The organism is Sedimentibacter sp. B4, assembly GCF_000309315.1.
Taxonomy (GTDB): Bacteria; Bacillota; Clostridia; order Tissierellales; family Sedimentibacteraceae; genus Sedimentibacter; species Sedimentibacter saalensis.
Window position 1 is genome coordinate 38,349 of record NZ_CANG01000002.1, and the last position, 26,538, is coordinate 64,886.

At 37.2% G+C, this 26,538-nt stretch carries 25 protein-coding genes; 2 read left to right on the forward strand and 23 right to left on the reverse strand.

Annotation, left to right across the window (positions count from 1 at the left end):
• Window positions 1-47: 47 nt before the first annotated feature.
• The 12 genes from BN358_RS00165 to BN358_RS00220 form a co-directional block, all read right to left on the reverse strand.
• Window positions 48-461 carry a helix-turn-helix domain-containing protein gene (locus tag BN358_RS00165; protein WP_019227305.1) on the reverse strand — a complete coding sequence of 138 codons (414 nt, stop codon included), beginning with the start codon at window positions 459-461 and terminating at the stop codon, window positions 48-50.
• Between the two features lie 376 nt (window positions 462-837).
• Window positions 838-1,263: a 3-hydroxyacyl-ACP dehydratase FabZ gene (gene fabZ / locus BN358_RS00170; RefSeq protein WP_040581782.1), complete on the reverse strand. Its 426-nt coding sequence runs from the start codon at window positions 1,261-1,263 to the stop codon at window positions 838-840.
• A gap of 1 nt (window position 1,264) precedes the next feature.
• Entirely contained in the window at window positions 1,265-2,503 is a 1,239-nt protein-coding gene (fabF, locus tag BN358_RS00175; RefSeq protein WP_019227307.1) for a beta-ketoacyl-ACP synthase II, read from the reverse strand.
• Window positions 2,504-2,616: 113 nt separating this feature from the next.
• Window positions 2,617-3,348 carry a 3-oxoacyl-[acyl-carrier-protein] reductase gene (fabG, locus tag BN358_RS00180; RefSeq protein WP_019227308.1) on the reverse strand — a complete coding sequence of 244 codons (732 nt, stop codon included), beginning with the start codon at window positions 3,346-3,348 and terminating at the stop codon, window positions 2,617-2,619.
• A gap of 105 nt (window positions 3,349-3,453) precedes the next feature.
• Window positions 3,454-4,395 (reverse strand): ACP S-malonyltransferase, encoded by a 942-nt coding sequence (gene fabD, locus BN358_RS00185; RefSeq protein WP_019227309.1) that lies wholly within the window; start codon window positions 4,393-4,395, stop codon window positions 3,454-3,456.
• The gene (gene fabK / locus BN358_RS00190) at window positions 4,388-5,347 is read right to left on the reverse strand and encodes an enoyl-[acyl-carrier-protein] reductase FabK (protein WP_019227310.1); all 960 of its coding nucleotides are present in this window, start codon (window positions 5,345-5,347) and stop codon (window positions 4,388-4,390) included. Before fabK ends, fabD begins: the two co-directional genes overlap by 8 nt.
• Before the next feature lie 76 nt (window positions 5,348-5,423).
• Window positions 5,424-5,651 carry an acyl carrier protein gene (gene acpP, locus BN358_RS00195; protein ID WP_019227311.1) on the reverse strand — a complete coding sequence of 76 codons (228 nt, stop codon included), beginning with the start codon at window positions 5,649-5,651 and terminating at the stop codon, window positions 5,424-5,426.
• A gap of 445 nt (window positions 5,652-6,096) precedes the next feature.
• Window positions 6,097-7,218, reverse strand: a complete 1,122-nt coding sequence (gene wecB, locus BN358_RS00200; RefSeq protein ID WP_019227312.1) for a non-hydrolyzing UDP-N-acetylglucosamine 2-epimerase — start codon at window positions 7,216-7,218, stop codon at window positions 6,097-6,099.
• A 108-nt stretch (window positions 7,219-7,326) separates the two neighbouring features.
• Entirely contained in the window at window positions 7,327-8,355 is a 1,029-nt protein-coding gene (locus BN358_RS00205) for a glycosyltransferase family 4 protein (RefSeq protein WP_019227313.1), read from the reverse strand.
• Between the two features lie 16 nt (window positions 8,356-8,371).
• The gene (gene rpiB / locus BN358_RS00210) at window positions 8,372-8,809 is read right to left on the reverse strand and encodes a ribose 5-phosphate isomerase B (protein ID WP_019227314.1); all 438 of its coding nucleotides are present in this window, start codon (window positions 8,807-8,809) and stop codon (window positions 8,372-8,374) included.
• 31 nt (window positions 8,810-8,840) lie between these two features.
• Window positions 8,841-9,323 carry a low molecular weight protein arginine phosphatase gene (locus BN358_RS00215; RefSeq protein ID WP_019227315.1) on the reverse strand — a complete coding sequence of 161 codons (483 nt, stop codon included), beginning with the start codon at window positions 9,321-9,323 and terminating at the stop codon, window positions 8,841-8,843.
• A gap of 7 nt (window positions 9,324-9,330) precedes the next feature.
• Window positions 9,331-10,389, reverse strand: coding sequence for an L-threonylcarbamoyladenylate synthase (locus tag BN358_RS00220; protein ID WP_019227316.1), 1,059 nt, complete (start codon window positions 10,387-10,389; stop codon window positions 9,331-9,333).
• Between the two features lie 183 nt (window positions 10,390-10,572).
• On the opposite strand from BN358_RS00220, the gene BN358_RS00225 reads away from it, so the two are divergent.
• Complete coding sequence (locus BN358_RS00225) at window positions 10,573-11,310, forward strand: ZIP family metal transporter (protein ID WP_019227317.1); 738 nt, start codon at window positions 10,573-10,575, stop codon at window positions 11,308-11,310.
• Here the strand turns inward: BN358_RS00225 and BN358_RS00230 are convergent.
• The 9 genes from BN358_RS00230 to BN358_RS00270 form a co-directional block, all read right to left on the reverse strand.
• On the reverse strand, window positions 11,307-11,531 hold the full coding sequence (locus tag BN358_RS00230; RefSeq protein WP_019227318.1) for a DUF3343 domain-containing protein: 225 nt from the start codon (window positions 11,529-11,531) through the stop codon (window positions 11,307-11,309). The genes BN358_RS00225 and BN358_RS00230 overlap by 4 nt on opposite strands.
• Before the next feature lie 101 nt (window positions 11,532-11,632).
• Window positions 11,633-12,217, reverse strand: a complete 585-nt coding sequence (yfbR, locus tag BN358_RS00235) for a 5'-deoxynucleotidase (protein WP_019227319.1) — start codon at window positions 12,215-12,217, stop codon at window positions 11,633-11,635.
• A gap of 13 nt (window positions 12,218-12,230) precedes the next feature.
• Window positions 12,231-13,337 (reverse strand): FAD:protein FMN transferase, encoded by a 1,107-nt coding sequence (locus tag BN358_RS00240; protein WP_019227320.1) that lies wholly within the window; start codon window positions 13,335-13,337, stop codon window positions 12,231-12,233.
• A 99-nt stretch (window positions 13,338-13,436) separates the two neighbouring features.
• Window positions 13,437-14,801, reverse strand: a complete 1,365-nt coding sequence (locus BN358_RS00245; RefSeq protein WP_019227321.1) for an FMN-binding protein — start codon at window positions 14,799-14,801, stop codon at window positions 13,437-13,439.
• A 239-nt stretch (window positions 14,802-15,040) separates the two neighbouring features.
• Window positions 15,041-17,266 carry a beta-propeller domain-containing protein gene (locus tag BN358_RS00250; protein ID WP_019227322.1) on the reverse strand — a complete coding sequence of 742 codons (2,226 nt, stop codon included), beginning with the start codon at window positions 17,264-17,266 and terminating at the stop codon, window positions 15,041-15,043.
• A 121-nt stretch (window positions 17,267-17,387) separates the two neighbouring features.
• Window positions 17,388-17,696 (reverse strand): DUF1540 domain-containing protein, encoded by a 309-nt coding sequence (locus tag BN358_RS00255; RefSeq protein WP_019227323.1) that lies wholly within the window; start codon window positions 17,694-17,696, stop codon window positions 17,388-17,390.
• Window positions 17,697-17,761: 65 nt separating this feature from the next.
• A complete protein-coding gene (locus BN358_RS00260) occupies window positions 17,762-18,835 on the reverse strand; it encodes a DUF3810 domain-containing protein (RefSeq protein ID WP_019227324.1) in 1,074 nt (357 codons plus the stop codon).
• Window positions 18,836-18,979: 144 nt separating this feature from the next.
• Window positions 18,980-21,580: a heavy metal translocating P-type ATPase gene (locus BN358_RS00265; RefSeq protein WP_019227325.1), complete on the reverse strand. Its 2,601-nt coding sequence runs from the start codon at window positions 21,578-21,580 to the stop codon at window positions 18,980-18,982.
• Window positions 21,581-21,590: 10 nt separating this feature from the next.
• Window positions 21,591-21,854, reverse strand: coding sequence for a metal-sensing transcriptional repressor (locus BN358_RS00270; protein WP_019227326.1), 264 nt, complete (start codon window positions 21,852-21,854; stop codon window positions 21,591-21,593).
• 236 nt (window positions 21,855-22,090) lie between these two features.
• Between BN358_RS00270 and BN358_RS00275 the strand changes: the two genes are divergently transcribed.
• Entirely contained in the window at window positions 22,091-23,215 is a 1,125-nt protein-coding gene (locus BN358_RS00275) for an aldo/keto reductase (RefSeq protein ID WP_019227327.1), read from the forward strand.
• Between the two features lie 19 nt (window positions 23,216-23,234).
• Here the strand turns inward: BN358_RS00275 and BN358_RS00280 are convergent, their stop codons facing one another.
• Both BN358_RS00280 and BN358_RS00285 read right to left on the reverse strand, forming a co-directional pair.
• Complete coding sequence (locus BN358_RS00280; RefSeq protein ID WP_232233012.1) at window positions 23,235-24,188, reverse strand: glycyl-radical enzyme activating protein; 954 nt, start codon at window positions 24,186-24,188, stop codon at window positions 23,235-23,237.
• Window positions 24,151-26,520, reverse strand: a complete 2,370-nt coding sequence (locus BN358_RS00285) for a formate C-acetyltransferase/glycerol dehydratase family glycyl radical enzyme (RefSeq protein WP_019227329.1) — start codon at window positions 26,518-26,520, stop codon at window positions 24,151-24,153. The genes BN358_RS00280 and BN358_RS00285 overlap by 38 nt, the downstream gene beginning before the upstream one ends.
• Window positions 26,521-26,538 lie beyond the last annotated feature (18 nt).

The window sequence follows — 26,538 nt, forward strand, 5'->3', positions numbered from 1 at the left end:
GTTTGACAAGTACGCACTTTTTTGTACTATAGTACCCTAAAAGATACTTAATTTAGATCCGGATTGTTATCTTTATATCCAAGTTCTAAATACTCTGCTCCAAAACCATGCATCATTTCCAGCAATGGAATTATTTTCTCTCCAAGTTCTGTCAATCCATATTCAACCCTTGGTGGTACAACCGGATAAACATGCCTGAATATCAAATGATCTTCTTCTAAGCTTCTCAACTGTTGAGTAAGCATTTTTTGAGTGACATCCGGAAGTCTTCTCTTAATGTCATTAAATCTTAAAACCTTGCCGCTTAAATACCAAAGTATCATTATCTTTCTTTTTCCTGCTAAAAGCTTCTGAACAAGAACCATTGGACATACCTTGTACCTTATACACTTGTCGCTCATATAGCATGTGCTGTGTCTTTCTTTATCACTAAACATATTGTCGCATGAAACTGCACTCATTTAATCACCTCTTCATTGTCCACAGTATCTTTTTAGATACTATGTCCTTATTAGATACGTATATGATATTATAGCACAATAATTTTATAGGGCAAGTGATTTTGTTACATTTATTTTTAGAAATATTTACTATTTATGTAATTAACCTTTATTTCATAACATAGACTAGTTTTCCGCTATTATCATTAAAAATACATGATTTGCACAAATTCAATTGTTCTTTTTATCGATGGTTAAATGTTTAACATGTCTTCTCTATAAAAATAAGCAGAAAACGTCTGCAAAAGTTATAAAAATAAAAAAATGTGTCACATTATAAATTATAACACATTTTTTAAAAATATGGAAAGTTTATTGTGAAAATATTGTCACAATTCTATTCCACAGCAAAGATTAATTCTGCTTCTGCTGCAATTTCGTCATCAACGTAAGCAATAGCATTTCCTATGCCAAAATTAGCCTTTAATTTTGTTATTTCAGTAACAAGTTTCAATGTGTCTCCAGGGCATACTTTTCTCTTGAATTTTGCGCTTTTGATTCCTCCAAAGTATACGGTCTTGTTTTTAAATTTTTCCATGGAGAGTATGGCTACTGCTCCTGTCTGGGCCAAAGCTTCAATAATGAGAACTCCGGGCATAACAGGGTTTCCCGGAAAGTGTCCCTGGAAAAACTGTTCATTTATTGTTACATTTTTAACTCCAACAGCTTTTTCCCCTTCTACAAGCTCCACAATTTTGTCAATGAGAAGCATTGGGTATCTGTGAGGTATTATTTTTTGTATTTCGCTTGTATTGTAAATCATATTAGTTTCCTTTATATTTTTTAAGAACCAATGTTGCATTGTGTCCGCCAAATCCAAATGCGTTTGACAATGCATAGTCATATTCCTTTTCAATTCCTGTGTTAGGGACGAAGTTCAAATCCAGTTCAGGGTCAGTAACCTGGTGGTTTATTGTTGCTGGAATATATCCGTTTTCCAAGGATTTAGCACATACTATTGCTTCTACGGCTCCGGCAGCTCCCAGCAAGTGACCTGTCATGGATTTTGTAGAGCTTATTGGTACATTCTTTGCATTTTCCTTGAAAATGTTCTTTATAGCCTGTGTTTCAAACTTGTCATTGTACAAAGTGCTTGTACCGTGAGCATTGATGTATCCTATGTCAACAGGTGTTATGCCGGCATCTTCAATGGCATTTTTCATGGCTTTTGAAGCACCTTCTGAACTTGGGTCAGGGCTTGTCATGTGATATGCATCACATGTTGCTCCATAGCCTACCAGCTCTGCATATATTTTAGCTCCTCTTTTTACTGCATGGTCATAATCTTCAAGAACCATTATTCCGGCTCCTTCTCCCATTACAAATCCATGTCTTTCCTTGTCAAAAGGTATTGATGCTCTGTTTACATCTGTAGTTGTTGAAAGAGTAGTGAGGGCAGAAAAACCTGCTATTGAACATGGAGTTATGGCAGCTTCACTTCCTCCGGCAATCATTACATCACAAATTCCATCCTGGATTCTTTTATATGATTCTCCGATTGCATTTGCTCCTGTTGCACATGCAGTAACTGTGCTGAAGTTCACAGACTTTGCCTGGTACTTAATAGCCACAAGTCCTGATGCAATGTTTGAAAGCATCATAGGAATAAAAAATGTTGACACTTTTCCTGGTCCTTTTTCAAGAAGCTTTGCATGCTCGGCTTCAATTGTATGAATTCCTCCAACTGCACTTCCTACTATTACTCCAAAACGGTCGCTGTCAACTTTTTCTATGTCAAGTCCTGAATTTTTTACTGCTATATCAGCTGCAGCAAGTGCAAACTGGCTGTATCTGTCCTGTCTCTTTGATTCTTTTTTGTCCATGTACAGTGTAGGATCGAAATCCTTTACTTCAGCAGCAAGCTTTACGCTGAATTCAGTAGTGTCAAAAGATTCAATAGGGCTTATTCCGCATGTTCCTTTTTTTACATTTTCCCAAAAAGCATCGCCTGATCCGATTGGACTTACAACACCAACACCTGTTATTACAACTCTTCTTTTCATTTTTTCCTCCAATTTCGATTAATTAAGAATGAAGAATGAATAATTAAGAATTATGGTTAAAATCAGGCAAAGCCTGATTTTTCAATTCATTCTTAATTCTTAACTCTTAATTTTTACATGTAGTATCCGCCGTTGACTGATAATACCTGACCTGTTATATATGATGCTTTGTCAGATATTAAAAACTCAACTGCATCTGCAATGTCGCTTGGCTGGCCAAGCTTTTGCAGAGGTATATTTTTCATCATTTCATTTTTTATGTCATCTGGTATTTTGTCTGTCATTTCAGTTTGAATGAATCCAGGTGCCACGGCATTTACAAGGACATTTTTCTTTCCAAGTTCTCTTGCCATAGATTTGGTCATTCCTATAACTCCTGATTTCGAAGCAGCATAATTTACCTGTCCTGCATTTCCTGCAAGCCCAACCACGGATGAAATATTTACAATTCTTCCGTACTTTTGCTTAAGCATTCTTTTGGAAATATGTCTGCAGCAGTTGAATGTTCCTTTTAAATTTGTGTCGATAACCTGATCAAACTCATCTTCGCTCATCATTGGAAGTATGTTGTCCTTGGTTATTCCTGCATTGTTTATTAACACATCAACAGAACCAAAGTTGTCATAAGCTTCGTCAATAAGTCTCTTGGCATCCTCATAGTTTGATATGTCGCATTGTACAGTCAAATTTTTAGTTTCTTTGTTTGGAAAATTATTGATTAATTCTTCCATGGAACTTGTGTTGCTTCTGTAGTTTAATACCAGGTTGTAGCCCAACTCATTAAGCCTTAAAGCAATTGCAGCTCCTATACCCTTTGAAGCTCCGGTAATAATTGCAGTCTTCATAGTAATCCTTTCCGATGTATTGCATCACTGCCTGATCCTGCTTAAGCATAAGACAATTCTATCGCAATAATAATAATTTCTAATACTTAGCAGGAAAATCACCTGCTAAGCATAAGACAATTCTATATATTCTTTGAGGGATGCAATACTATCTATATTTATTGATTTAACATTTTTATCTATTTTCTTTATAAAGCTTGACAATGTCTTTCCCGGTCCTATTTCAACAAATGTAGTCACACCGTCAGCTATCATTTTTCTTACGCATTCTTCCCATCTAACGGGATTGTAAACCTGTTTTTCCAGCTTATCAGCTATTACCTGATCGTTTTCGTAATATTCTGTGTCTACATTGGAAATAACATTGCATTTTGGTTTCTTGAAATTGATTTTGGCCAAATCTTCCTTAAGCTTTGTACCGGCAGGTTTCAACATTGATGTGTGAAATGGCGCGCTTACCTGAAGTTTAACGGCTCTTCTGATGTTGAACTGGGAAGTCTTTGATAATGCTTCATCTATTGCTTCACTTTTTCCACCCACAACTATTTGCCCCGGACAGTTGAAGTTTGCAGGTTCAAGAAGTCCGCAGCTTTTTGTTACATCTTCACAAAATGCTATTGCATCCTGATCTGTACATCCCATAAGTGCAAGCATTCCGCCTTCTCCCAAAGGAACTGCATTTTGCATGTAGTTTCCTCTGTTGTAAACAAGTTTGACAGCAGTTTCAAAATCCATTGCTCCTGCAGCAGTCAGTGCTGAGTATTCACCAAGGGAAAGTCCTCCCATGACAACAGAGTCATCCTTGTTGTTTTTTTTCAAAACTTCATAAATTGCCATGCAAGTTGTAAGAAGTGCAGGCTGAGTTATTTTTGTAACGCTTAAATCCTGGTCAGGTCCTTCAAAACAAAGCTTTGCAATGTCAAATCCCAGAGCCTGGTTAGCTCTTTCAAAAATTTCCTTGCTTTCTTCGAAATTGTCATAAAATTCTTTTCCCATTCCAGCATACTGAGCGCCCTGTCCTGGAAACACAAAAGCTGTCTTACTCATTACTACCTCCTGAAATAAATGAACTCAAGTTTTTCATAATAGTTTCCGCTTCATCAAACATTTCTGTAATAATTTCCTTGCAGCTTTGTTCCTTGTTCACCAAACCTGCAATTTGTCCTGACATTACTGAACCGTAATCAACATCCCCTTCAACAGCTGCCTTGTAAAGTCTTCCTCTGCCCAGCTGTTCCATTTCTTCAACGGTTCCGTTGTTCTTTTCAATTTCTTTAAATTGATTTACAAGTTTATTCTTCAAAACTCTTACTGGATGACCTGTTTTTCTTCCTGTAACAGCCGTGTCTGTGTCGTTTGCCTTAAGAACCTTGTCTTTGTAGTTCTGATGAACGTTGCATTCCGTGGCAAGTAAAAATCTTGTTCCAACCTGAACACCCTGAGCCCCCAGGCTTAAGACAGCAGCAATACCTCTTCCGTCTCCGATTCCTCCTGCTGCTATTACAGGTATTTTCACAGCATCAACCACCTGAGGTGTCAGGCACATTGTTGTAAGTTCTCCTACGTGTCCGCCTGATTCAGTTCCTTCGCAGATGATGGCATCGGCTCCAAGTTTTTCAAAATGTTTTGCAAAAGCAACTGAAGGAACAACCGGTATTACCTTAATTCCTGCTTCTTTCCAAAGCTTCAGATATTTTCCGGGATTTCCTGCTCCCGTGATTATTACCGGAACTTTTTCCTCTATTAGAAGGTTGCTCACATCGTTGGCATATGGGCTTAAAAGCATTACATTAACACCAAATGGCTTATCAGTCAGCGATTTGATCTTACGTATTTCTTTTTCAATAAATTCTGCAGTGTTGTTGCCTGATGCTATTACTCCAAGACCTCCGGCTTCCGATACGGCAGCAGCTAGCTCCGCATCTGATATTTGTGCCATGCCTCCTTGAAAAATAGGATATTTTATGTTCAGCAGGCTGCATATAACTGTATTAATCATATATTCTCCTCGTATTGTAATAAAATTGCGAATTATTCCGCATAAGAGAAAACGCCCGCAGGCGTTTTCTAATTAATTATTGTTTGTCTGTAATGTAGTTTACTATATCTCCAACTGTTACAAGCTTGCCGTAATCTTCTTCATCGATAGTTATATCAAGCTCATCTTCTATTTTGCTGATCAATTCGAAAAGATCCAGTGAATCTGCTCCCAAATCGTCTTTTATTTTGCTGTCAAGATTTATATTTTCTTCCTCTACGTCCAATTCCTCAACTAAAATTGCTTTTACTTTTTCTAAAATCATTATTTCCTCCATAAATTTAGATGTTTTAATGTCTATTATTTTGATATCATTTTTTATTTTATTTCAAATATTTTGATATTCGAAGTATAATATAAAACAGACTGTTTGTCAATATATTTATTATAACAAATTACAACTATTTAGGACAATAGAGCCCTTTGCCAGGACATTTTTCTGGACAACCAGCATATTTTGGAATTCATTGTGTTTTATTTGACATAAGTTTTTGACTTCAACTTAATATTTGGCAAAAAAATAAACCTGTTGGTATGACAGGCTCAGATTGATGACAAAGTCATTAAATTAATTAAAATTGGTAATTGTCGTGAACTTGAAATCTAAGTTCGTAGGGGAGAGCCTTGCGCTCTCCCGCAGATAACAACTTTTTTGAATTAATAGCCCCGGGAGGACAGTAGTCCTCCCCTACATTATTGGCAGGTTTTGATTACAGCATTTTTTTCTTTATAGCATCTATTATGTGCATTGCAGCCATTCCGTCACCGTATGGGTTCACTGCATTGGCCATTTTTTTGTATTCTTCTTCATTGTTTATGAGTATATTAAGCTCATTGTAAATAACCTGTCTGTCAGTTCCTGCAAGCTTTGCTGTTCCTGCTGAAATACCTTCAGGTCTTTCTGTTTCCTTCCTTACAACAAGCACCGGCTTGCCCAGGGATGGTGCTTCTTCCTGAACTCCCCCTGAATCTGTAACAACAAGGTAGCATTTTGACATGAGGTTTGTAAAAGGAAGATAATCAAGAGGTTCTATGAGGTGGACATTTTCCATTCCATCAAATAGCTTTCTTGCGATTTCTCTTACTTTAGGATTCAAATGCATTGGATATATTACTTCCACATCTTTATTTTCTTCAGCTGCTCTTCTTACAGCAGAAAAAATATTTTCCATGGGCTCACCAATATTTTCTCTGCGGTGGGCGGTCAGGAGTATTACTTTCTTCTTTTCAAAATCTATGTTGTTTAATGCTTCTTCGCTGAATTTATAATTTTTATCTATAACCCAGCCAAGAGCATCTATAGATGTGTTTCCAGTTATGAAAATCTTGTTTTCATCATAGCCTTCCCTGAGCAGGTTGTTTTTTGAAGTCTGTGTTGGAGCAAAATGGAAATCTGTAAGTACTCCCGTAAGCATACGGTTTGCTTCCTCAGGATATGGAGAATACAAATTGCCGCTTCTCAGTCCTGCTTCCACATGGCCTATTTTAACCTGGTGGTAAAATGCAGCAAGGGCTCCTGAAAATACTGTTGTTGTGTCGCCCTGCACCAAAATCAGGTCCGGTTTAAATTCTTCTATAACACCTTCAAGTCCTGACAGAGCCCTGCAGGTTATTTGCGTCAGCGTCTGGCCGCTTTGGAATATATTCAAATCATAATCCGGCTCAATATCAAATATTTTAAGAACCTGGTCCAACATGTCTCTGTGCTGTGCTGTTACGCATACCTTTGAGATGAAATGCTCTTCATCATTTTTAAGGGATTTCACTATGGGGGCCATTTTAACAGCTTCCGGCCGTGTACCGAAAACAACAAGCACCTTTACTTTATTCATCACTACCTCCGTATTAAATGAAGAATTAAGAGTTAAGAATTAAGAATTTGGGCCGCGCCCAAATTCAACCACTAATTTTTAATTCTTCATTCTTCATTCTTAATTATATTACTGTTCTTTTTTTCTGAAGAATCCTGCTAATTTTGCAAAATAAAATACTGCTATTACCATAATGGTTGCCAGAATAATTCCTATAAACGGATCTGCATCAGCTATTATTACTGCAACAATTCCCAACATCATGCTGATGAAGTACATTATCAATACGGTCTGCCTTTGATTAAGTCCTATTTTCATGAGCTTGTGGTGAAGGTGTTCCTTGTCGGCTTGCATTATTGGCTTGTTGTTTAAATATCTTCTTATTATTGCAAATGTAGTGTCAAATATGGGAAGACCCAAAGCAAATACAGGCACAGCCAGGGCCACAGCCGCAACGCTTTTTACCATACCTGATACAGAAGTTACTGCCAGCATGTATCCCAGAAGCAGAGAACCTGTATCACCCATGAATATTTTTGCAGGGTTAAAGTTAAATGGAAGAAATCCCAAGGAAGCTCCTGCTATTATGGCACACTGCATCATAATGAAGTCGTGTCCCATTGTTGCTGCCGTAAAAAGAAGAGTTGTTGCTGCTATGCTGGCTACACCGGAAGCCAGGCCATCCAAACCATCTATGAGGTTTATTGTGTTAGTAATACCCACAATCCAGAACAATGTTATGGGGTATGAAAGCCATGAGAGCAAGTAGCTCATTCCTGTTTCTGAAAGTGGGTTTGTAATGAAGTGTATCTGAACGCCTCCTCTTAATGCAACAAATGCTGCAATAAGCTGCATGAGCATTTTAATCTTGGCAGGCATTCCATACATGTCATCAACAACTCCAGTCAGCACAATTATTGTTGCTCCGGCCATTATAAACAGGTTAGTCCTTGTATGTGGCAGGTAAACAAACATACATGCCATTATTGAAACATAAATAGCCAGACCTCCGAAATAAGGCATGGGCTTATTGTGGATTTTTCTTGGATCCTTTGGTACATCCAGTGCTCCAACCTTTATTGCAAGCTGTCTTGCAGGCGGAGTCATTATAAAAGATATAATTACAGCTGAAATAAAAGCTATAAAGTAACCAGTCATGAATATTTCCTCTTCTTTATATATTTTCTATTTCCATGATTTTCTTAACTCTGTTCAAGTGTCTTCCGCCTTCAAACTCTGTAGAAAGCCACACATCCACTATGTCAAGTGCAGCTCCCTGACCTATGACGCGGTTTCCTAAAGCAAGCATGTTTGCATCGTTATGCATCCTGGACATCCTCGCCATATATTCATTTGTGCACAAAGCACATCTTATACCGTGAACTTTGTTTGCTGCTATGGAAATACCTATTCCTGTTCCGCATATTACTATCCCCTTGTCATCGCTTCCTGCAACCAGTTCAGCAGCTTTTTTTCCGTAATCAGGGTAGTCCACGGAATTTGTGTCATAAACGCCTATGTCGTTTACTTCATAACCTTTCTTAGTCAAGTGTTCCCTTACTGCTTCCTTTAATTCAAATCCTCCATGATCACATGCAAGTACTATTTTCATTTTTCCTCCATTTTTTCACTTAATTCTTAACTTAATTATTTTTTTGTTTCAATTTATTGACAACCGACTCTATCTCAAATCGTATTTCGCTCATAACTGACTCATAAACGCTGTAATCCCTGCCGTAGGGATCATGAATGTCAAGATTCATATTACCCGATTCTTCACCATCTGTATTGCTTGCATATTCCTTCAGCGTAAAAACTTTTCCCTTTGACTGAGGGTCATAATTTATTATGGACATCTTATGAGCAGTTGTCATGGTCAAGATTAAATCAGAGCTGTTTATAATTTCGCCTGTAAGCTGTCTCGCCCTGTGCCTTGATATGTCTATTCCTTGATTTTTCAAAACATCAACGGCTTTTTGATTTGCTCTGTCCCCTTGAAAAGCACTTAATCCCGCTGAAGATACATTAATATTTTCAATATTAGAATCAATGAGCATCTGCTTGAAAATTCCCTCGGCCATGCTGCTTCTGCATGTATTACCGGTGCACACCAATAAAATGTTCATAAATACCTCACACAATGATTGTTTCGCTTGATGCTTTTCCCAATCTGTTCATGATTGCCTTTCCAAGTTCTTCTTCTTCAACTGCTTCTGCAAGAATGACATCCATTCCCATGTGGTCAAAATTTCTCAGGTCTTTGAATAAATTAGACGAAATTGATATGGGCTTAGTTCTGTCACCAACACAAATTGTGGTCTTGCCCTCGTAATATTTTTCAGTCTGAACAGTTGACATAATGCCCACCTTTAATCCATCCTGTGTAAATTTATCATAATCTTCGACTATTCTTTGCGCAATTTTATCTAAAGGTCCCTTGTACAAAATCACTTTTGCTTTTGGTGAATAATGCCTGTATTTTTGTCCCGGAGATTTTGGAACAATTTTTTCATTGCTTTTAATGATTGCAGGATCGTAATCACATTTTCCTAAAACTCCTGATATGTCTTCTCTTGTTATTCCGCCGGGCCTTAGTATCATGGGCACATCCCCTGTAACATCTACAACAGTTGATTCGATTCCTATGTAAGTGCATCCTCCGTCAATTATCATATCTACCTTGCCCATTAAATCTTCAATTACATGAGAAGCTTCTGTGGGGCTTGGCTTTCCGGAAGTGTTGGCACTTGGTGCAGCAATTGGTTTTCCGCTTTCCTTTATAAGTGCCAGGGCAATTTTATTTTTTGGAAACCTTATTGCAGCAGTACTAAGTCCTGCTGTTATTTTGTCTGATAATATATCCTTTTTATACAAAATCATAGTCAGGGGACCCGGCCAGAATTTTTCTGCTAATATTATTGCATTTTCCGGAACTTCTCTGGATAAATCGTACAGTTCTTCAACATCTTGAATATGAACTATCAAAGGATTGTCCTGAGGCCTTCCCTTTGCCTTGAAAATTTTTTCCACAGCAGTGTCATTTAATGCATCTGCTCCAATTCCGTATACTGTTTCTGTTGGAAACACAACAACACCGCCGTTATTGATGATTTGTGCGGCTTCTTTTATTATATCATAGTCCAAATTGTCAGGATCCATTTTAACTATTTTTGTATTTATAATTTCTTTCATTTAATTTCCTTTCCTGCATTCTCATTAAAGAAAAAATGCAAAGAATCATTTATCAATATTTCTATGGCTAATTATATACTACATTATAATTATGTACAAGAATTTACTTCTTAATTAATTTTTAATTTCTTAAAAAAACCCGGCTGCATATATATTAATAAGATGAACAAACAGGAGGAAACTTTGGATATTTTATATTATTTTATATGGGGATTTGTTATTGGCGGAATTGGAACATGTCTTGGAGGAACAGTGTCATTGTTGATTAAAAGCCCCAGTGACCGAACAGTTTCAGGACTTTTAAGCTTTGCAGCAGGAATAATGCTTTCTGTAATTTCTTTTGACCTCATGCCGGAAGCCTATGAAATTGGAGGTTTCTTCATTGTGACATTGGGTCTTTTCATTGGACTTATTGTGGTTTTTTTCGCGGAAGAAATGATTCCCACAAAGAAGCTTTCCAGATATGCAGGCAAAAAACTGGATTACATAAAAATGAGTATGATAATCATAGTAAGCCTCAGCCTGCACAATTTTCCGGAAGGTATAGCTGTGGGTTCAAGCACAGTATACTCTGACAATTTAGGCATAAAAATAGGAATATTGATTGCTGCCCACAATATTCCGGAAGGAATGAGCGTTGGAGTTCCTCTTGTAATGGCAGGAGCCTCACCCTTGTATGTAATTTTATTAACCCTGCTTACAGGCCTTCCCACAGCATTCGGAGCAGTGCTAGGAGCTGAGCTTGGTGGAATTTCAACTTATTTTATAGCCTTCTGCCTGTCAGCTGCAGCCAGCAGCATGCTTTATGTTTCTGCCAGCCAGCTAATTCCCGAAGCAAACATACTACACAAAGGTAAAAGCAGTTCTGTATTGCTTTTAATTGGTTTTCTTTGCGGCTGTTATCTTTCATATGCAGTCTAAATATCCAAGTAAATATTGTCGTACACAAGGCTGTTTTTTTCTATTATTTCCTTGAATTTTTCCATGTCTTCCTTCTGGAACCTCACGCACAGGCCGCAGCTTGAACTGATACTTCTTGGAACAGGTATTATTTTAAAATTTACGCCGCACTTTTTAAGTGCCGTTTCAACTTTCATTGCATAAGATACTGACTTAAAGGTCATGTAATTGTATTGATTCATAATATTACCCTTATATTTTTTATTTAAGTATACCACATGAAAAAATCCAGTCTAATAAAATAAAGTTATAGCCTACTTATTGGTTATAACTTTATTTTATATTATTCCATTTCATCAAGTGTAAGTTCATATCCATCCATGAAATCACTCATGAAAATATTCACATCTTCTCTGTCCATGGAGATCAAATCTTTTAATATTGTCTGCTTAGCCTTGAGGAATTCCTTGTTTCCCGATTTTTCCTCCTCGATACATTTGATGTAGGCGCTTATTTTATCAGCAGCTTTGATTGTCTTCCAAATTTCCTTTTCATCTTCACGAGGTATGAGAACTCCTTCATAATCACTGTAAAAGTCCTCAGGTAAAAGTTTTAAGAGCCTCCTGCTTGCAGCAAGCTCCACATCCTTGTAGGCTGTCTTTATTACAGTGTTGGAATATTTAACAGGTGTTGGCATGTCTCCTGTAAATATTTCGGAAGCATCGTGATAAATTGCATAGAGAGCTGTCTTTTCCGGATTAACATCCTTGTCAAGACGTCTTTTCTGAATAACAGCAAGGGCATGAGCTATTACAGCAACGTCAAGACTGTGTTCCGACACATTTTCATCCTTGATGTTTCGCATTAGCCCCCATCTGTTTATATACTTCATCCTTGAAATAAAAGCAAAAAAATTAGATTTTTTCATATACCCTGCCTATTTACTTAGCAATTGCTCCGGAGGCACCCTTGCTCTTCATTATTTTATCCATGCCTTCGGTTGTTTGTATTGTTCCATCCTTAAATACCCACAGAGCCTCCACTCCATCTAGGGACTCAACAAGTGCCCTACCTTCTTCATAAGGCGTCAGGAATACAGTAGTAGAAAGGAAATCAGCCTTGCCTGAATTTTCAGTTACAATTGATACAGCTCTGAAGTAATCCCCAGGCATCAAAGTAACTGGATCTATCAAGTGATGAACTCTTGTATCTCCAACCATGTAAAATCTCTGATAATCACCGCTGGTTACAACAGATGCATCTGTTAGAAACACCGTTTCCAATATGCTTTCATCCGACGTGCCAAGAACACCATCAGGATTTTGAATTCCAACTCCCCACTTATCTCTAATGCCGTCCATAGGTTTACCAAAAGCTCGTATGTTTCCTCCTGCACTTATGATGCCTGAAGTGAAACCTTCCTGAATAATTTCCTTAACAACAATTTCTGTTGCATATCCCTTTGCAACGGCTCCCACATCCAAACTCATGAGTGGATCCTCCAGATACACAGTTGAATTTTTCTCATCCACTATTACCTTGTTGATATCAGTGTGTCCGTTTGCTTCAAGCAAAATATCCATAGGAGGAATTTTAGCGTCAGCAGGATTTGCTTCAGCCTCATCTCTATATTCAGACCAGATTTTCAAAACAGAGCCCAAAGCCACATTAGTTTTCTTTCCTACTGACTGGTACATTTCTTTTGTCATGAGGATTAAGTCTATTATTTCCTTATCAACTTTCACAGGCTGTATACCGGCATTGTCGTTAATTGTCTTGATGTTGTTCTTTCCTTCATAAGAATTGTACTTGTCATATAACTGGTGCAGCTCAAACATTCTTTCATGAATTTTTTCAGCATATCCGTTGAATTCTTCTTCTGTTTTAGCATAACCCACAACCTGTGTAACCGTATCAAAGGTATCTAAAAAAGTATAGCTGAATTTATCATAAACTTGCTCCTTTTCAGGCTCTTCCTGCTTTTGGCAGCCTGTTAAAAAAACAAAAATTAAAATTCCTGTCATCAATATAGGAATTATTTTTTTCATATTTATCACCCTAGCTTATAATATCAAATATTTTAAATAATATCAATTATTTTATATCAAATAAAAAGGAGCTTTTACAAGCCCCCTTAATTTCATTTATTATTTTGCGTTTGCTGCTGCTTCCTTAACAACTGATTGATAATTTTCAACTGAGATAGTTACTGAAGAAGTCAATTCAGGTACATCTGGAACTGCTTTGTGGTTTTCATCTCTTTGTTTAACTGTCAATCCAGTGATTTCTTCAATAGACTTTCCAGTCATCCAGTCTTCGAATGCTTCCATTTGCTCGAACCATTCTTTGCCTATAGCTGAAGCCTTAACCATTCCGTATCCTTCTTTAATTTCTTTCTTAGTCTGATATTCTGCTGCTCTGTCAGAAGTTACAACACCTTTTTCGTCAAATTTGATTTTAACTTGTGCTGTATCTACTATTGTGCCAGCAACTTTTCCATCTGCTGTCAAAGCTGTTGCAGACATATATGTATCAGCCTGTGCTAATGGAAGAACATCAGCTGCTTTGTCTTTAGAACTTCCTATATGAGTTTCAACTCCAAGTCCTACTTTTTCAGCGCCTGCTACATCCTGTGCGTTTGTCCAAGCTTCTTCAACTGCTGCAAGGTAAGCATCTACTGAAATTGTAACTGATGATGTCAATTCAGGTACATCTGGAACTGCAGGATGTGATTCGTCTCTTGCTTTTACTTTTAATCCAGTTATTTCATCCATTGTCTTGCCAATCATCCAGTTTTCAAAAGCTTCGATTTGTTCAAACCACTCTTTGCCTATGCTTGATGCTTTAACCATTCCGTAGTCCGGTCCCAAATCTTTCTTTGATTTAACTTCAGCTGCTTTGTCAGTAGTAACTTTCAGATCCTTGTCAAATGCTATTTTTGTCTGGGCAACATCTATTGTAACGCTGGCAACTTTGCCTTCAGCGTCAAATCCAACTGCTGCCATTGTAACATCTGCCTGACCAACTGCTGTTGCATCAGCTGTTGCATCTTTTGATTTTCCTATTTCAATGTTTTGTCCTAAACCAAACTTTACAATAGATCCTGCTTCTCCAACTGGTGCAGGTGCTGGTGTTTCAGCAGGTTTTTCTTCTTTTTCTGCAGGATATGGGAATGCTGCTGGATCAAGAGCATTGTTAACTGCATATATTATTGCTTTACTTGTATAAGTAGCGCCTGCTATTACATCTACTTCAGTTGAATTAGCTTCAACTATTTTTGCAGGAAGTTGGTCAATCGCGTTTGAACCGATTCCGGCAGTTTCTTTTTCTCCAACTGCTACAACGCTGGTGATTTTGTCACCTTCTTTTGTTACAGTAACAGTAACTTCTCCGCCAAATCCTTCACCTGTTCCTGTTAAAGTTTCAGCTGCAGGAGCTTCTGTCTTTGTTGCACATCCAAATAAAGATGTTACCATCAATAACACCAATACTAAAGATAATCCTTTTTTCATGATACCCTCCAAATATGATAAATTATGTTAAATCACTTAATAATTATAACACATTGTTTACAAGTTGACAATATTTTTGTAACATTTTGAGAATTTTATAATATTTTGTTAAAAATTACAAAAATGTTTTCATTGTTCATAACATTGGATTGTTGTAATACTTATGCAGATTTTGTCGAAAATTTCAAAACAAAAGCAGCCATGTATTTACCATGACTGCTATTGTTTTGCATACTTGTTTAATAAATATTTAACTCATTGACATTTTTGTTTGTGGTAATGCTGTGAATCTGCATTTCATTTTCAGAGAATGTGTAAATGTAATCGCCGATGTATATTATTCTTTTTACTTCATATCCATAGAGATAATTATCACTGTCCATATGTGATATTTTTGTTTTATAACTTATGTTGTCAAGGCTCACGTTGTACACATATGCTCCGTTGAAATCAGTCTTGTAGTTTTCTGCAGTGCTGTTGATCGGAAAAGCCATTATACCTTTATTCAGTGAGAACATCAATGCCTTGTGATTGTACAGAAGTTCCGAGTATGTTCCTTGTTCTCCTATAACCTCTGTGAATGTTTCCTTTGGATTTTTTATGTCGGAAACATCAAACAAGGACAACTTGAAGCCACCATTCACAATTCCACCCCATTCGCTCACCTTCGTATCATAACCAAACCCAAGTATGTGGTTTTCATCAACAATGTGAAGGTATGTGCTGTAGCCTGGGATTTTCAGCATTCCTGCAGCCCTTGGATTTGCAGGGTCAGATGCATCAATTACATAAAGAGGGTCAACCTGCCTGAATGTAACCATGTAAACTCTGTCTCCTGAAAAACGTGTGCTGTAAATTCTTTCCCCTGGAGCAAGCCCTTCCAGCTTTCCTTTTAATTTCAAATTCTCATCAAGAATGTACATGTTGTTTTTTGATGTTTCATTCCACACTTCTCCGGTGGTGGTGGCAATTCTTAGCATACCTTCATGCTCATCCATGGAAAATTGGTTTATTATTGTTCCCGGTACCTCACCCTGAGTTGCAACTTTTATATTGCCTCTTTCAAGCTCATATTTGTAAACAACTGTACTTATTGAATACCCTGGGCTGTAAAGCTCTGTCTGCTTTATGCTGTAATCATATGAATAATCAGCAACAGCTGCATAAAGGCTGTCCTCGGAGACATAAATTGTGTCCGAACCTCCAAGGTACACATCAACATCAGGTTCAACAGAAGAATCATTAAGGTTAATTCCTGCAGTGTACATGTATCTTGAATCTATATAGTTTGGAAAATATTTTATATCATCATATGTAAATTCATGTTTTTCATTTTTAAGCACATTAGTATAATAAGGAAGAGACACATACTGTCTGTCATAGTAAATGTTTAAATACTTTGTTGTAACCATGTACAAATACCCGTTTATTTCTCTTCCTGACAGGTAGTTACCATCCAGCAGCAGCTCCCTTTGAAGAACAGGCTTTTCAACATTGGAAATATCATAAACAAGCACATTTGTTCTGTCATCGTAGTAACGCGGCGGCATGATGTAGTCGATTGATTTACCTTCAATTGACATTGCAGGCTCTTCGTATTCCTTCATTATATAATAAAAATTGTTTTGTCCTATGACTACAAGCTTGCTGCCGGAAATGTAAATTTCACTTATGCTTGTGTTTTCCGGGACATTTACAGTTGATAGAACCTTAGGGTTTAATGGGTTTGAATCAATTATCTTAAGTTTTTCGCCTGTCTTTATGTATATGTATTTTCCGTCATTTTTAATTATGTCACCTTCCTGTACTCCCTCAACCTGCACATTTGTATCTGAATGGTCCTGAGAAGATCCTGCTTCCTGGGGCGCTTGCTGAACTGATTCTTCCTTGTCTATTGCATTAGAATCTTCTGCTGCAACAAATCTGTCCGTCCACAAATAGCTGTAAAGCTTTGAGTTGTATTCAAGAAGGGCAATGAGGTTTTCCTTAGAGCCCACAGTCTTTAAAATATTTTTGTTTTCCGGAACAGATGTGTTTTTTGTTATATATACTGAATTTGTACTGCCATCCCATCTTACATCATGTCCAAGATTTTCACTTATGAACCTGAGTGGAGCAAATGTCCTGCTGTTTATCATCATTGTGGCTACATCAATATCTTTAATTTCACCGTTTACCATAACCTTGTTCTTATTGAGGAGCATTTGTATTTCATTGTTGTCATCTTTTATGACAACTTCCTGAATATTTTTGTTCCAGTCAACTCTGGCTCCAAGTTTTTCAAAAACACCTCTTAATGGTACAAGGGTTCTTCCTCCTTCAATAAAAGGATTCACATCAAAATCTACTTTTTCATTGTCAACATACACCGTCACGCAGTCCTCCGCAAAAGCAGCAAATGTAAAGCAAAATATAAAGACAACGGACAGTATGAAAATTTTCTTCATTAATTTAATTGTATTCATAATGCACCTCCCTTAATTATCTGTAATATATTAGACGATTTGGAAATTGATTTGTTCCTAAATTATATACCATCATTATTAATATATTAAACAAAAAAGGATGCATTGCATCCTATTTCTTTTAATCTCTGAACGTGCTGCAGCATGTTTCTTCAGGAACTGATGCATTCCTGCCGTTAACAAGAATGCCTGAGGCGTTGCAGTGTTCTGATTTGTTGTAAATGCATTTCACTGCCTCGCATTTGATTTCTGTGTCGCTTTTAGGCTCACTTACGGAACTTCTTATTCCGGGTTTTTGCTCAATAAAAGTGTTGCAGCTTGTAAGGCGGCTTTTCTCAGCTTTTTTTCCGTCAACTTCAATGGAAGGCGCCGTACATCCCTGTCTATTGTTGAAGTAACAGTTTGTAACCGTGCAATTTATTTGTGCCATAATAATCCCCTTTCATCTGATTTTTCTTAGTTTGACCCGATGAAGGATTATTATGCCTAATTTCCTTAATTTCTGTAATATGCCAGGAGCAAATCAACCATCCTGCCGTAACTTTTGACACCGTCGTCCTGGTTGTTTGCCTTAAGATATGCATCATTTATGTTGTTTGAAATTTCAGCAACCTTTGTGTCAAAATTTTTCCAGTAATTCCATGAGAAAATCATGTCATTTTTTACATCTTGAGAATATGTTTCCCTGAGACTTGCATAAGATTCCGGATCTTCTGCATACAGAGCATTCATGCTGTAAGTAAGGGCAAGCATGGTCCCGCTGTATGCAAAATCTTGAAAACCTGAATTTATGCTTGAGAGATAAGCAATGAAATTAGCCTCATCTTCTCTCATGAATCCTCTCAAATGCACCAATTCGTGAAGCATGGTTGCAGGAATCTGATAGGGAGGAATGTCAACATTGACGTTGGCTTCGAATGTGAATGGAAAAAACACCCCTGTAATATTCATGTGAGACATTACCCGGGACATCTTCACAGGCTTTGGTGCAGGATAATTTCCCTTAAGTACACTATACTCTTTTGCGATATTGTCAAAAGAATCTCTTGCTCTTTGGGCAGTACCGTAATAATTCCGGTCGAAAAGCTCTGCAGTGTTGTTTTCACCTGTTGTAAGATTCGAGCGTAGGTTGTTGGCATCCTGAATTAATATTTCACACAAAGCAATGAGCTCTTCCTTTGATGATTCCTTTACTTCAAGACCGCTGTAAAATGTGAATTCATATCTTGAATAATTGATTCCACAGAAAAGCACAAATAAAAAATAAATTACTGATGCAAAAGACAATATATTTGCAGCATATTGCTTGAAAAAATCAGCCGTTTTGTATTTTACTGAGTTTACAATCATTGATAACGTATAAATGATCAACAAGGCAACTACCAAAAGAATTATTATTTCAGCTGCGGATACAGATGTTTTTGATGAAATAAAACTTATTGTTTCCGCAAATACAGGATATATTTCAACAGCATAATATTCTGCAAAACTCATGTAATATCTTGCATACAAGGTGAGAAAAAGAGAAACAGGAATCAGAAATATAAATGAAATTCTTTTTAAATTCATATTGATCCTTTCTTATACTGTTTTATATACATTATATCATAAATCTATTTTTTATGTATTAATATTTGTTGTTGCGTTTTAAAATAAGGTAAAATTTTATTGTAGTGACGACAAAATAAAAAGGCAGCATAGCTGCCCTTTTAATTATTTTACTTCTATAATTTCATATCCTGCTTCAGTAACTGCATTTGTCAGATCTTCTGTGCTTACTTCCTTTGACAATGTTACTTCTGCTGTCTTGCTGTTTAAATCCACAACTGCATTGTCAACTCCATCTACATTCTTCAGTGCCTTTTCAACTGCTGCCTTGCAGTGTCCGCAGCTCATTCCTTCAACTGTTAAAACTATGTTCATTTTATTTCCTCCATTATTGTTTGATTTATTTGTAAAGTCTTTATTTATGACTGAGTCACCCTTTTGATTTTTTGTTTCTTTTGTTTCATTTACTTCTTTTGTCCCTTCAAGAGATTCCACAATTCTTACTGGTTTAAAGAACTTAAGCCTCAAGGCATTTGACACAACAGACACTGAACTTAAGCTCATGGCTCCTGCAGCAAACATGGGGTTTAACTTCCAATTCAAGATTACGTAGAACACTCCTGCAGCCAGCGGTATTCCAATTACATTGTAAATAAATGCCCAGAACAGATTTTGTTTAATATTCTTGATTGTTGCTTTGCTCAGCTGCACTGCTGTAACAGCATCCAATAAATCGCTTCTTATTAATACTATGTCTGCAGATTCTATGGCAACGTCTGTTCCGGCACCTATGGCAATTCCAACATCAGCTCTTGCAAGAGCAGGAGCATCGTTTATGCCGTCTCCTATCATTGCAACTTTTCTTCCCTGTTCCTGAATCTTTCTTATTTCTCTCTCTTTGTCCTGAGGAAGAACTTCCGCTATTGCTCTTGATATTCCCAGCTGTTTTCTTATGGCTTCAGCTGTTTTTTTGTTGTCTCCCGTGAGCATTACAACTTCGATTCCCATTGCTTCAAATTCTTGAATTGCTTTTTTGCTTGTTTTCTTAACAACATCAGCAACAGCAATTATACCAAGAACATTTTTTTCATCGGCAAAATAAAGAGGTGTTTTTCCTTCTTCTGCAAGTTTCTCACTTTTTTCACCAAAGCCGTTTATATTGATTTTCTGTTCATTTAAAAGTCTTAAATTGCCCAGGTAATAATTTTTCCCGTTTATTTCGGCTTCAAGCCCCTGTCCTGGAAGCGCCTGGAAATTCTTCACCTGGTAAAGCTCAAGATTTCTGTTTTTTGCTTCTTCAACTATTGCATCTGCAAGAGGATGTTCTGATCCTTTTTCAGCTGATGCTGCTATTTTAAGCATTTCTGTCTCACTTATACCGTTTGTTACCATGTCTGTGACTCTTGGCTTACCTTCAGTTATAGTTCCTGTCTTATCCATTACCACTGTCTGTATCTGATGAGCAATTTCTAGGGCTTCGGCAGATTTTATAAGAATTCCGTTTTCAGCTCCCTTGCCTGTTCCAACCATTATTGCCGTCGGTGTTGCTAAACCAAGTGCGCATGGGCAGGAAATTACCAGCACGGCAATACCAATAGACAATGCAAATTCAAATGTTGCTCCAAGAACCAGCCATACAATTGTGGCCAACACTGCAATGGTAATTACAACCGGAACAAATATGCTGCTTATTTTATCGGCAAGTTTTGATATGGGAGCCTTGGAAGAACTTGCTTCCTCAACAAGCCTAATAATCTGCGACAATGTTGTATCGTCGCCCACATTTTGTGCTTCAAATTTAAAATATCCGGATTTGTTTATGCTTGCACCAATAACCTTGTCTCCTGCTTTTTTCTCAACAGGAATGCTTTCTCCTGTGAGCATTGATTCATCAAGAGATGAGTTTCCGAATGTGATTATTCCATCAACAGGAACTGACTGTCCTGGTTTAACTACTATAATATCACCCTTAACAACTTCCTCAACGGGTATCTCTTCTTCAATTCCATTTCTTTCAACAAGGGCAGTCTTAGGAGACAAATCCATGAGTTTTTTAATGGCATCTGATGTTCTTCCCTTTGCCCTTGCCTCAAGGAATTTACCAAGAGTAATAAGTGCAAGTATTATGGCAGCTGATTCAAAATATAAGTCCATGGAATATTTCATTACCATTTCCATGTCCATGTGTCCCAGTCCATAGCCTATTTTATATATTGCGAAGACACCGTATCCCACAGCAGCTGTTGTGCCTATGGCAATTAGCGAATCCATGTTTGGAGATCCTTTGAACAATGTCTTAAAGCCCACTGTATAATACTTCTTGTTTACTATCATAACTGGAAGAGCCAGGAGAAACTGCGTAAATGCAAAAGTCATTGCATTTTTATCACCGTGAAATATGCTAGGTAGAGGCCATTTAAACATGTGCCCCATAGCCAAGTAAAGAAGCGGTATTGCGAATGCAAATGAAATTGCAAGCCTCTTTTTCATATCCTTAAATTCAGCCTGAGCATCTGTTTTTTTGTCATCAGATTTTGCAGCAGATTTTTTTGTGTCTGCAACATTTGCTCCGTATCCTGTATCAACAACAACCTTTATAATGTCATTTTCCTTTAATACACTTTCGTCATACTTGACTGTCATGCTGTTACTTAACAAGTTTACATTTACTTCTTTGATTCCTTCGGTCTTGTTTATATTTTTTTCAATCCTTGCAGAACATGCTGAGCATGTCATGCCGGTCACATTAAATTTTTGTGATTTCATTTTATCTCCTTTACTTTGAAACTTTATTTAAAAGCGAAATAATTTCATCTATTTTTTCTTCTTCATTACCTTCCATAAATGCCTGCTTAACACACATTTCCATATGAGACTTAAGTATTTCGTTGTTTGCCTTTCTTAAAATTGATTGAACAGCCAGTATCTGATTTGAAATATCAATACAGTATCTGTCTTCTTCAACCATCTTCATTATCCCATCCATTTGACCTGCCGCTGTTTTTAATAAACGGTTTATTTTTACCTTATCAGCTTTCATATCTACCTCCTATACACCCCCTACCCGGGGGGTGTCTTTATAATAACTCTGTCTTATCTTTTTGTCAATATGTTTTTTAAATAATTTTTTATGTTAAAATTTTACATCAAAATTATAGAAATTTTATGAAGATATAATCAAAAACATCTTGTATTATCTTCCAATATTTTGGAATTGCTGTTATAATTGTTAGTATACTGTATTTACTTCAAAATATTAATGAAAGCAGGTTTATTATGGACAGAAAATTTATAGAAAGTCTCGACGTAAATTTCCCGAAACTGGGATATGGCTGCATGCGTTTTCCTGTAAAGGGTGGTAAAATTGATTTCAATCAGGCAAGAGAATTGATTCGTCATGCAATGGACAATGGCTTAAATTATTTTGACACAGCTTACAATTATCACAGCGGAGAATCTCAGGAGTTTCTGGGAAAGGTCCTTAAAGAGTTTAAAAGAGAAAGCTACTACCTGACAAACAAACTGCCTGTATGGAAAATCAAGGAAGAAAAAGATGCAGAAGCGTTTTTCAATGAACAGCTTGAAAAATGCAATACGGAATATTTTGATTTTTATCTTCTTCATTCATTGAACAAAAATACAATAGAGACCGTTGAAAAATTCAATCTTTATGATTTCATCAAGAAAAAGAAGGACGAAGGTAAAATAAAACATATTGGTTTTTCATACCATGACAGCAATGACATTTTGGAAAAGTTTGTGTCTGCTCACAAATGGGATTTTGTGCAGCTTCAGATAAACTATTGGGACTGGGCTGAATATGATGCAAAAGGAGCATATGAAATCCTTGAAAAACAAAACATACCGTGCTTTGTAATGGAACCTGTAAGAGGAGGTTTTCTGGCTTCCTTTGCACCTTCGGCCATGAAGCATATTAAATCCTACAATTCTGAAAAATCTGCAGCTTCATGGGCATTGAGATGGGTTGCATCATTACCAAATGTAGCTATAATCCTAAGCGGAATGTCAAACATGGAACAGCTTGAAGACAACATGAACACATTCACAGACTTAAAAACATTAAATGATGAAGAATATAAAGTTATTGACAAAGTTGTTGAGGAACTGAGAAAAATCAAGCCGGTTCCCTGCACAGGATGCCGTTACTGCATGGACTGCTCATTTGGCGTTGACATACCGGGGATTTTTGAAATTTACAACGATTACAAAAAATCTGAAAACAAGGACATAGCTACAAGAAGCTACTTCCTGTTCACCTCTGAACAAGCAAGAGCCGACAAGTGTCAGAAATGCGGTGAATGCATGACCAAATGTCCTCAGCAAATCAACATACCTGAAGAACTTGAAAAAATTCACGAAGAAATGCTAAAGTTAAAATAAGTATAAGGCGCAGAGCCAGCTAAATATAGCTGACTGTTTCTGCGCCTTCATTTTTTATAATCATTTTTAAATGAGATAAAAGCTCGTTTGACGGTCTTTTAAAATTATGAGACATTTTATCAAGCCCTAAACATTCATACTTTTCTTCTGCAAAATTATGATATGGCAGAAGCTCTATTTTAGGGTTTTTGATATTTTCCTTAACAAACACAGCAGTTTCTTTAATGTTAATATCATCAGAATTTACACCCTCTATTACAGGTATTCTCACAACAATGGGAACATCCAGTTCACTCATTTTTTTAATGTTTTCCAGTATCTTTTTATTGCTTTTTCCCGTGTATAATTCATGTTTCTTTTCATCCATGTGCTTTATATCAACAAATATCAAATCCAGTCTTGCTAAAATGTCCTTTACTTCATCAAAATAAAAATAACCTGATGTTTCAATGGCCATATGAACAGCCTTATCATAAAGGCTGTCGACTAAAATTCTTAACATATGCTGTTGTAGGGTTGCCTCGCCACCTGAAAATGTAACGCCTCCATTGGAATACCTGTAAAAAATCTCCTGACTTTTTATTATTTCAAGTATTTCTCTGTCTGAATACATCCTTACAAGTTTTTTCCTGCTGTTTGTAGGGCAACTTTCCACACATATGCCGCAGGAAATGCACTTTTTTCTTTGTTCCGGACTGTTTAAATCAACCATAACCCCAACTGGGCACAGCTGGGCACATTTGCCGCAGGAAATACATGTTTCTTTGTTGAATGAAACTCGCTTAAAATCCAATGTGCTTTCAGGATTAGCGCACCATTTGCAATTCAATGGACATCCGGCAAAAAATATAACAGTCCTTATACCATCTCCGTCATTGACGGAAAAATTTTGAGGTTCCATAAAATATCCGTTCATACATTCTACAACCGAATAATTAAAATTTGTCATGAGCATTTCTTGCAATGATTGCATCCTGCATGCTTCTTGACAAATTTACAAATTGAGTGCTGTAGCCTGCAACACGAACAAGCAGGTCCTTGTAATTTTCAGGATGTTTTTGTGCATCTAAAAGCGTTTCAGTGGAAACAGTATTGAACTGAACATGAAATGCACCGAGCGCAAAAAATGCCTGTATCATGCTGCCCAAATTGCTTTGTCCTCTCTTTGTCTTCACAAGATCTTCGCTTAGTCTTAAATTGAGAAGAGTTCCTCCTGAATGAACATCCTGATTCAATCTTGCTGCAGAACGCATTGCCGCCAATGGAGTTGATGTATCTGATCCTGCAAAAGGAGATACTCCTTCGGAAAGAGGCTCACGTGATTTTCTTCCACAGGGTGTTGCCCCTACCACCTTTCCTGCAGGTAGGTAATTTGATATTCCCATAAATGCGGTATTGAAATTGTTTCCGTTAATGTCCTTGTACCTGTGGCTTTCCTTGTAATAATGGTTTGCTATATTTACAGCAATATCATCAACATAATTTATATTGTTGCCATACTTCGAAACACTCAATGCTTTTTGTCTCAGCTCTTCATATCCTTTCCAGTCTGCATCAATTGCATTGATAAGGGTTTCAATGTCCGTGCATTTTTCTTCATATACTAGCTTTTTAATTGCAGCCAGAGAATTTGCAGTAACAGCCAGACCTATGCCTGTAAGTACAGGGCCTAAATTGTACTTTGCCCCTGCATCAACCAAGTCCACCCCTTCATTCAGGCAATTTTCTATGCATGATGACAAGAAAGGCCTTGGCACCATTTCCTTATGAAGATTTTGTGCAACGAGCGTTGAAATTACCGAATGTTTAATTAAATTGTCAAATTGCCTGTAAAAAGCCTCTTCAATTTCTTTATAACTGGTAAATGTCTTTGGTTCTTTTTCATCAACACCCATTTTTTCACCGGTTATTCTGCTGCTGCCCTTATTGAGAGCAAATTCCAAGGCAGCTGTAATATTTATATTAACAGCCGATGTCCATTCTCCTGTTTTTCTGGAATGAGGAACCACACAGCCGCAGTTGTTCCAATCCCTGGCATCTTCAGGTTCATAACCGGCATTGATGAGCATCTGATAACCTGCCTGGTCGCTGTGTATGGCAGGAAATCCCGTGCCCTTGCTAACAAGATGAGTTACTGCATCCAGAAATTCTCTTGGACAGTCCTGATGTATCCTCACGCTTAAGCCAGGCTGATGTGTCTTTACATTTTCTGTAGCTTCAAGAGCCAAGTATGACAACTCATTTACGGCATCCTTTCCATCTCTGGTCTTTCCGCCGATTGTAAGATTTTGAAACTGGTTGTATCCTGCAAAAAACTCTGCAGTATTTGCAGAAATGGTCCACACCCACTCTGAAAGTTTTAACCACAGTGCTTCAATGAGCTCTTGAATCTGTTCCTTATTCATGATGTTATTTTCAATATCAGATTTATAATATGGGTACATGAACTGGTCAAACCTTCCTACATTAAGGGCAAGAGGATTTTCCGACAAAATTCCGCCCAGCTGTGTGAACCATACAAATTGTATTGCTTCATGAAATGTTGAAGGTGGATTTTCAGGAACCTTGGAGCATACATCGGCAACTTTCTTCAGTTCATTTTTTCTGTCTTCATTTGTTTCGCTGTCTGCCAATTCTGAAGCCTTTTGCGAGTATCTTTTTGCAAGTGAAATGATTCCTTCAGATGTTAAAATTACTGACTGATAAAATTCCTTTTTCTTCAGGTTTTCGGCAGAAACTTCATTTAATTTTTCCATGTGTTTCTTAGCCTCTGTTATGATTCCTCCAAATCCCTTTTTAAAAAGAACATCCTGGTAATCAGGAGTGATTTCCCCTACTGCCTGCCTCCACTTGGAATCATTGTCAACAATTCCAGTGTCTACAGCAACTTTTGCAGTATCTTCCGGAAGCCTTGACAAAAATGATTCTTCCAGTGATTTTCCCTTCCAGTAAGGAAAAATATTTTTCCTGACATATTCTCTTTGTTCATCTGTCATAACATATGGGTCCTGTACCCTTTTGTCAAAGTTGTCCATTTCTCTGTCAACCCATGTCCATGAAAATTCCGGCGTCAATATTCCGCACTTCCTGAATTCTCCCACAGCACCTACAATAATTTCACCGTCAAATATTTCCACATCCAGCTGCTGGCATGTATCTTTGAAGGCCTTTGCCCTTCTTATGGGAATTGATTCTCCTTCTGTTTTTTTGTGAGATTCTGTCCAGATTCTTGCTCTTTCATATGAAATTGCAGGTTTGGAATTGATGTAATTTTGTCTTGCATCTTCAATTCTTTTTGTTAACATAAAACCTCCATAATGTGA

What these genes read in the sequence shown, in the direction of transcription:
- BN358_RS00165 (WP_019227305.1), bottom strand. Translation starts at nt 461, where the DNA reads ATGAGTGCAGTTTCATGCGACAATATGTTTAGTGATAAAGAAAGACAC.
- fabZ (WP_040581782.1), bottom strand. Translation starts at nt 1,263, where the DNA reads ATGATTTACAATACAAGCGAAATACAAAAAATAATACCTCACAGATAC.
- fabF (WP_019227307.1), bottom strand. Translation starts at nt 2,503, where the DNA reads ATGAAAAGAAGAGTTGTAATAACAGGTGTTGGTGTTGTAAGTCCAATC.
- fabG (WP_019227308.1), bottom strand. Translation starts at nt 3,348, where the DNA reads ATGAAGACTGCAATTATTACCGGAGCTTCAAAGGGTATAGGAGCTGCA.
- fabD (WP_019227309.1), bottom strand. Translation starts at nt 4,395, where the DNA reads ATGAGTAAGACAGCTTTTGTGTTTCCAGGACAGGGCGCTCAGTATGCT.
- fabK (WP_019227310.1), bottom strand. Translation starts at nt 5,347, where the DNA reads ATGATTAATACAGTTATATGCAGCCTGCTGAACATAAAATATCCTATT.
- acpP (WP_019227311.1), bottom strand. Translation starts at nt 5,651, where the DNA reads ATGATTTTAGAAAAAGTAAAAGCAATTTTAGTTGAGGAATTGGACGTA.
- wecB (WP_019227312.1), bottom strand. Translation starts at nt 7,218, where the DNA reads ATGAATAAAGTAAAGGTGCTTGTTGTTTTCGGTACACGGCCGGAAGCT.
- BN358_RS00205 (WP_019227313.1), bottom strand. Translation starts at nt 8,355, where the DNA reads ATGACTGGTTACTTTATAGCTTTTATTTCAGCTGTAATTATATCTTTT.
- rpiB (WP_019227314.1), bottom strand. Translation starts at nt 8,809, where the DNA reads ATGAAAATAGTACTTGCATGTGATCATGGAGGATTTGAATTAAAGGAA.
- BN358_RS00215 (WP_019227315.1), bottom strand. Translation starts at nt 9,323, where the DNA reads ATGAACATTTTATTGGTGTGCACCGGTAATACATGCAGAAGCAGCATG.
- BN358_RS00220 (WP_019227316.1), bottom strand. Translation starts at nt 10,389, where the DNA reads ATGAAAGAAATTATAAATACAAAAATAGTTAAAATGGATCCTGACAAT.
- BN358_RS00230 (WP_019227318.1), bottom strand. Translation starts at nt 11,531, where the DNA reads ATGAATCAATACAATTACATGACCTTTAAGTCAGTATCTTATGCAATG.
- yfbR (WP_019227319.1), bottom strand. Translation starts at nt 12,217, where the DNA reads ATGAAAAAATCTAATTTTTTTGCTTTTATTTCAAGGATGAAGTATATA.
- BN358_RS00240 (WP_019227320.1), bottom strand. Translation starts at nt 13,337, where the DNA reads ATGAAAAAAATAATTCCTATATTGATGACAGGAATTTTAATTTTTGTT.
- BN358_RS00245 (WP_019227321.1), bottom strand. Translation starts at nt 14,801, where the DNA reads ATGAAAAAAGGATTATCTTTAGTATTGGTGTTATTGATGGTAACATCT.
- BN358_RS00250 (WP_019227322.1), bottom strand. Translation starts at nt 17,266, where the DNA reads ATGAATACAATTAAATTAATGAAGAAAATTTTCATACTGTCCGTTGTC.
- BN358_RS00255 (WP_019227323.1), bottom strand. Translation starts at nt 17,696, where the DNA reads ATGGCACAAATAAATTGCACGGTTACAAACTGTTACTTCAACAATAGA.
- BN358_RS00260 (WP_019227324.1), bottom strand. Translation starts at nt 18,835, where the DNA reads ATGAATTTAAAAAGAATTTCATTTATATTTCTGATTCCTGTTTCTCTT.
- BN358_RS00265 (WP_019227325.1), bottom strand. Translation starts at nt 21,580, where the DNA reads ATGAAATCACAAAAATTTAATGTGACCGGCATGACATGCTCAGCATGT.
- BN358_RS00270 (WP_019227326.1), bottom strand. Translation starts at nt 21,854, where the DNA reads ATGAAAGCTGATAAGGTAAAAATAAACCGTTTATTAAAAACAGCGGCA.
- BN358_RS00275 (WP_019227327.1), top strand. Translation starts at nt 22,091, where the DNA reads ATGGACAGAAAATTTATAGAAAGTCTCGACGTAAATTTCCCGAAACTG.
- BN358_RS00280 (WP_232233012.1), bottom strand. Translation starts at nt 24,188, where the DNA reads ATGCAATCATTGCAAGAAATGCTCATGACAAATTTTAATTATTCGGTT.
- BN358_RS00285 (WP_019227329.1), bottom strand. Translation starts at nt 26,520, where the DNA reads ATGTTAACAAAAAGAATTGAAGATGCAAGACAAAATTACATCAATTCC.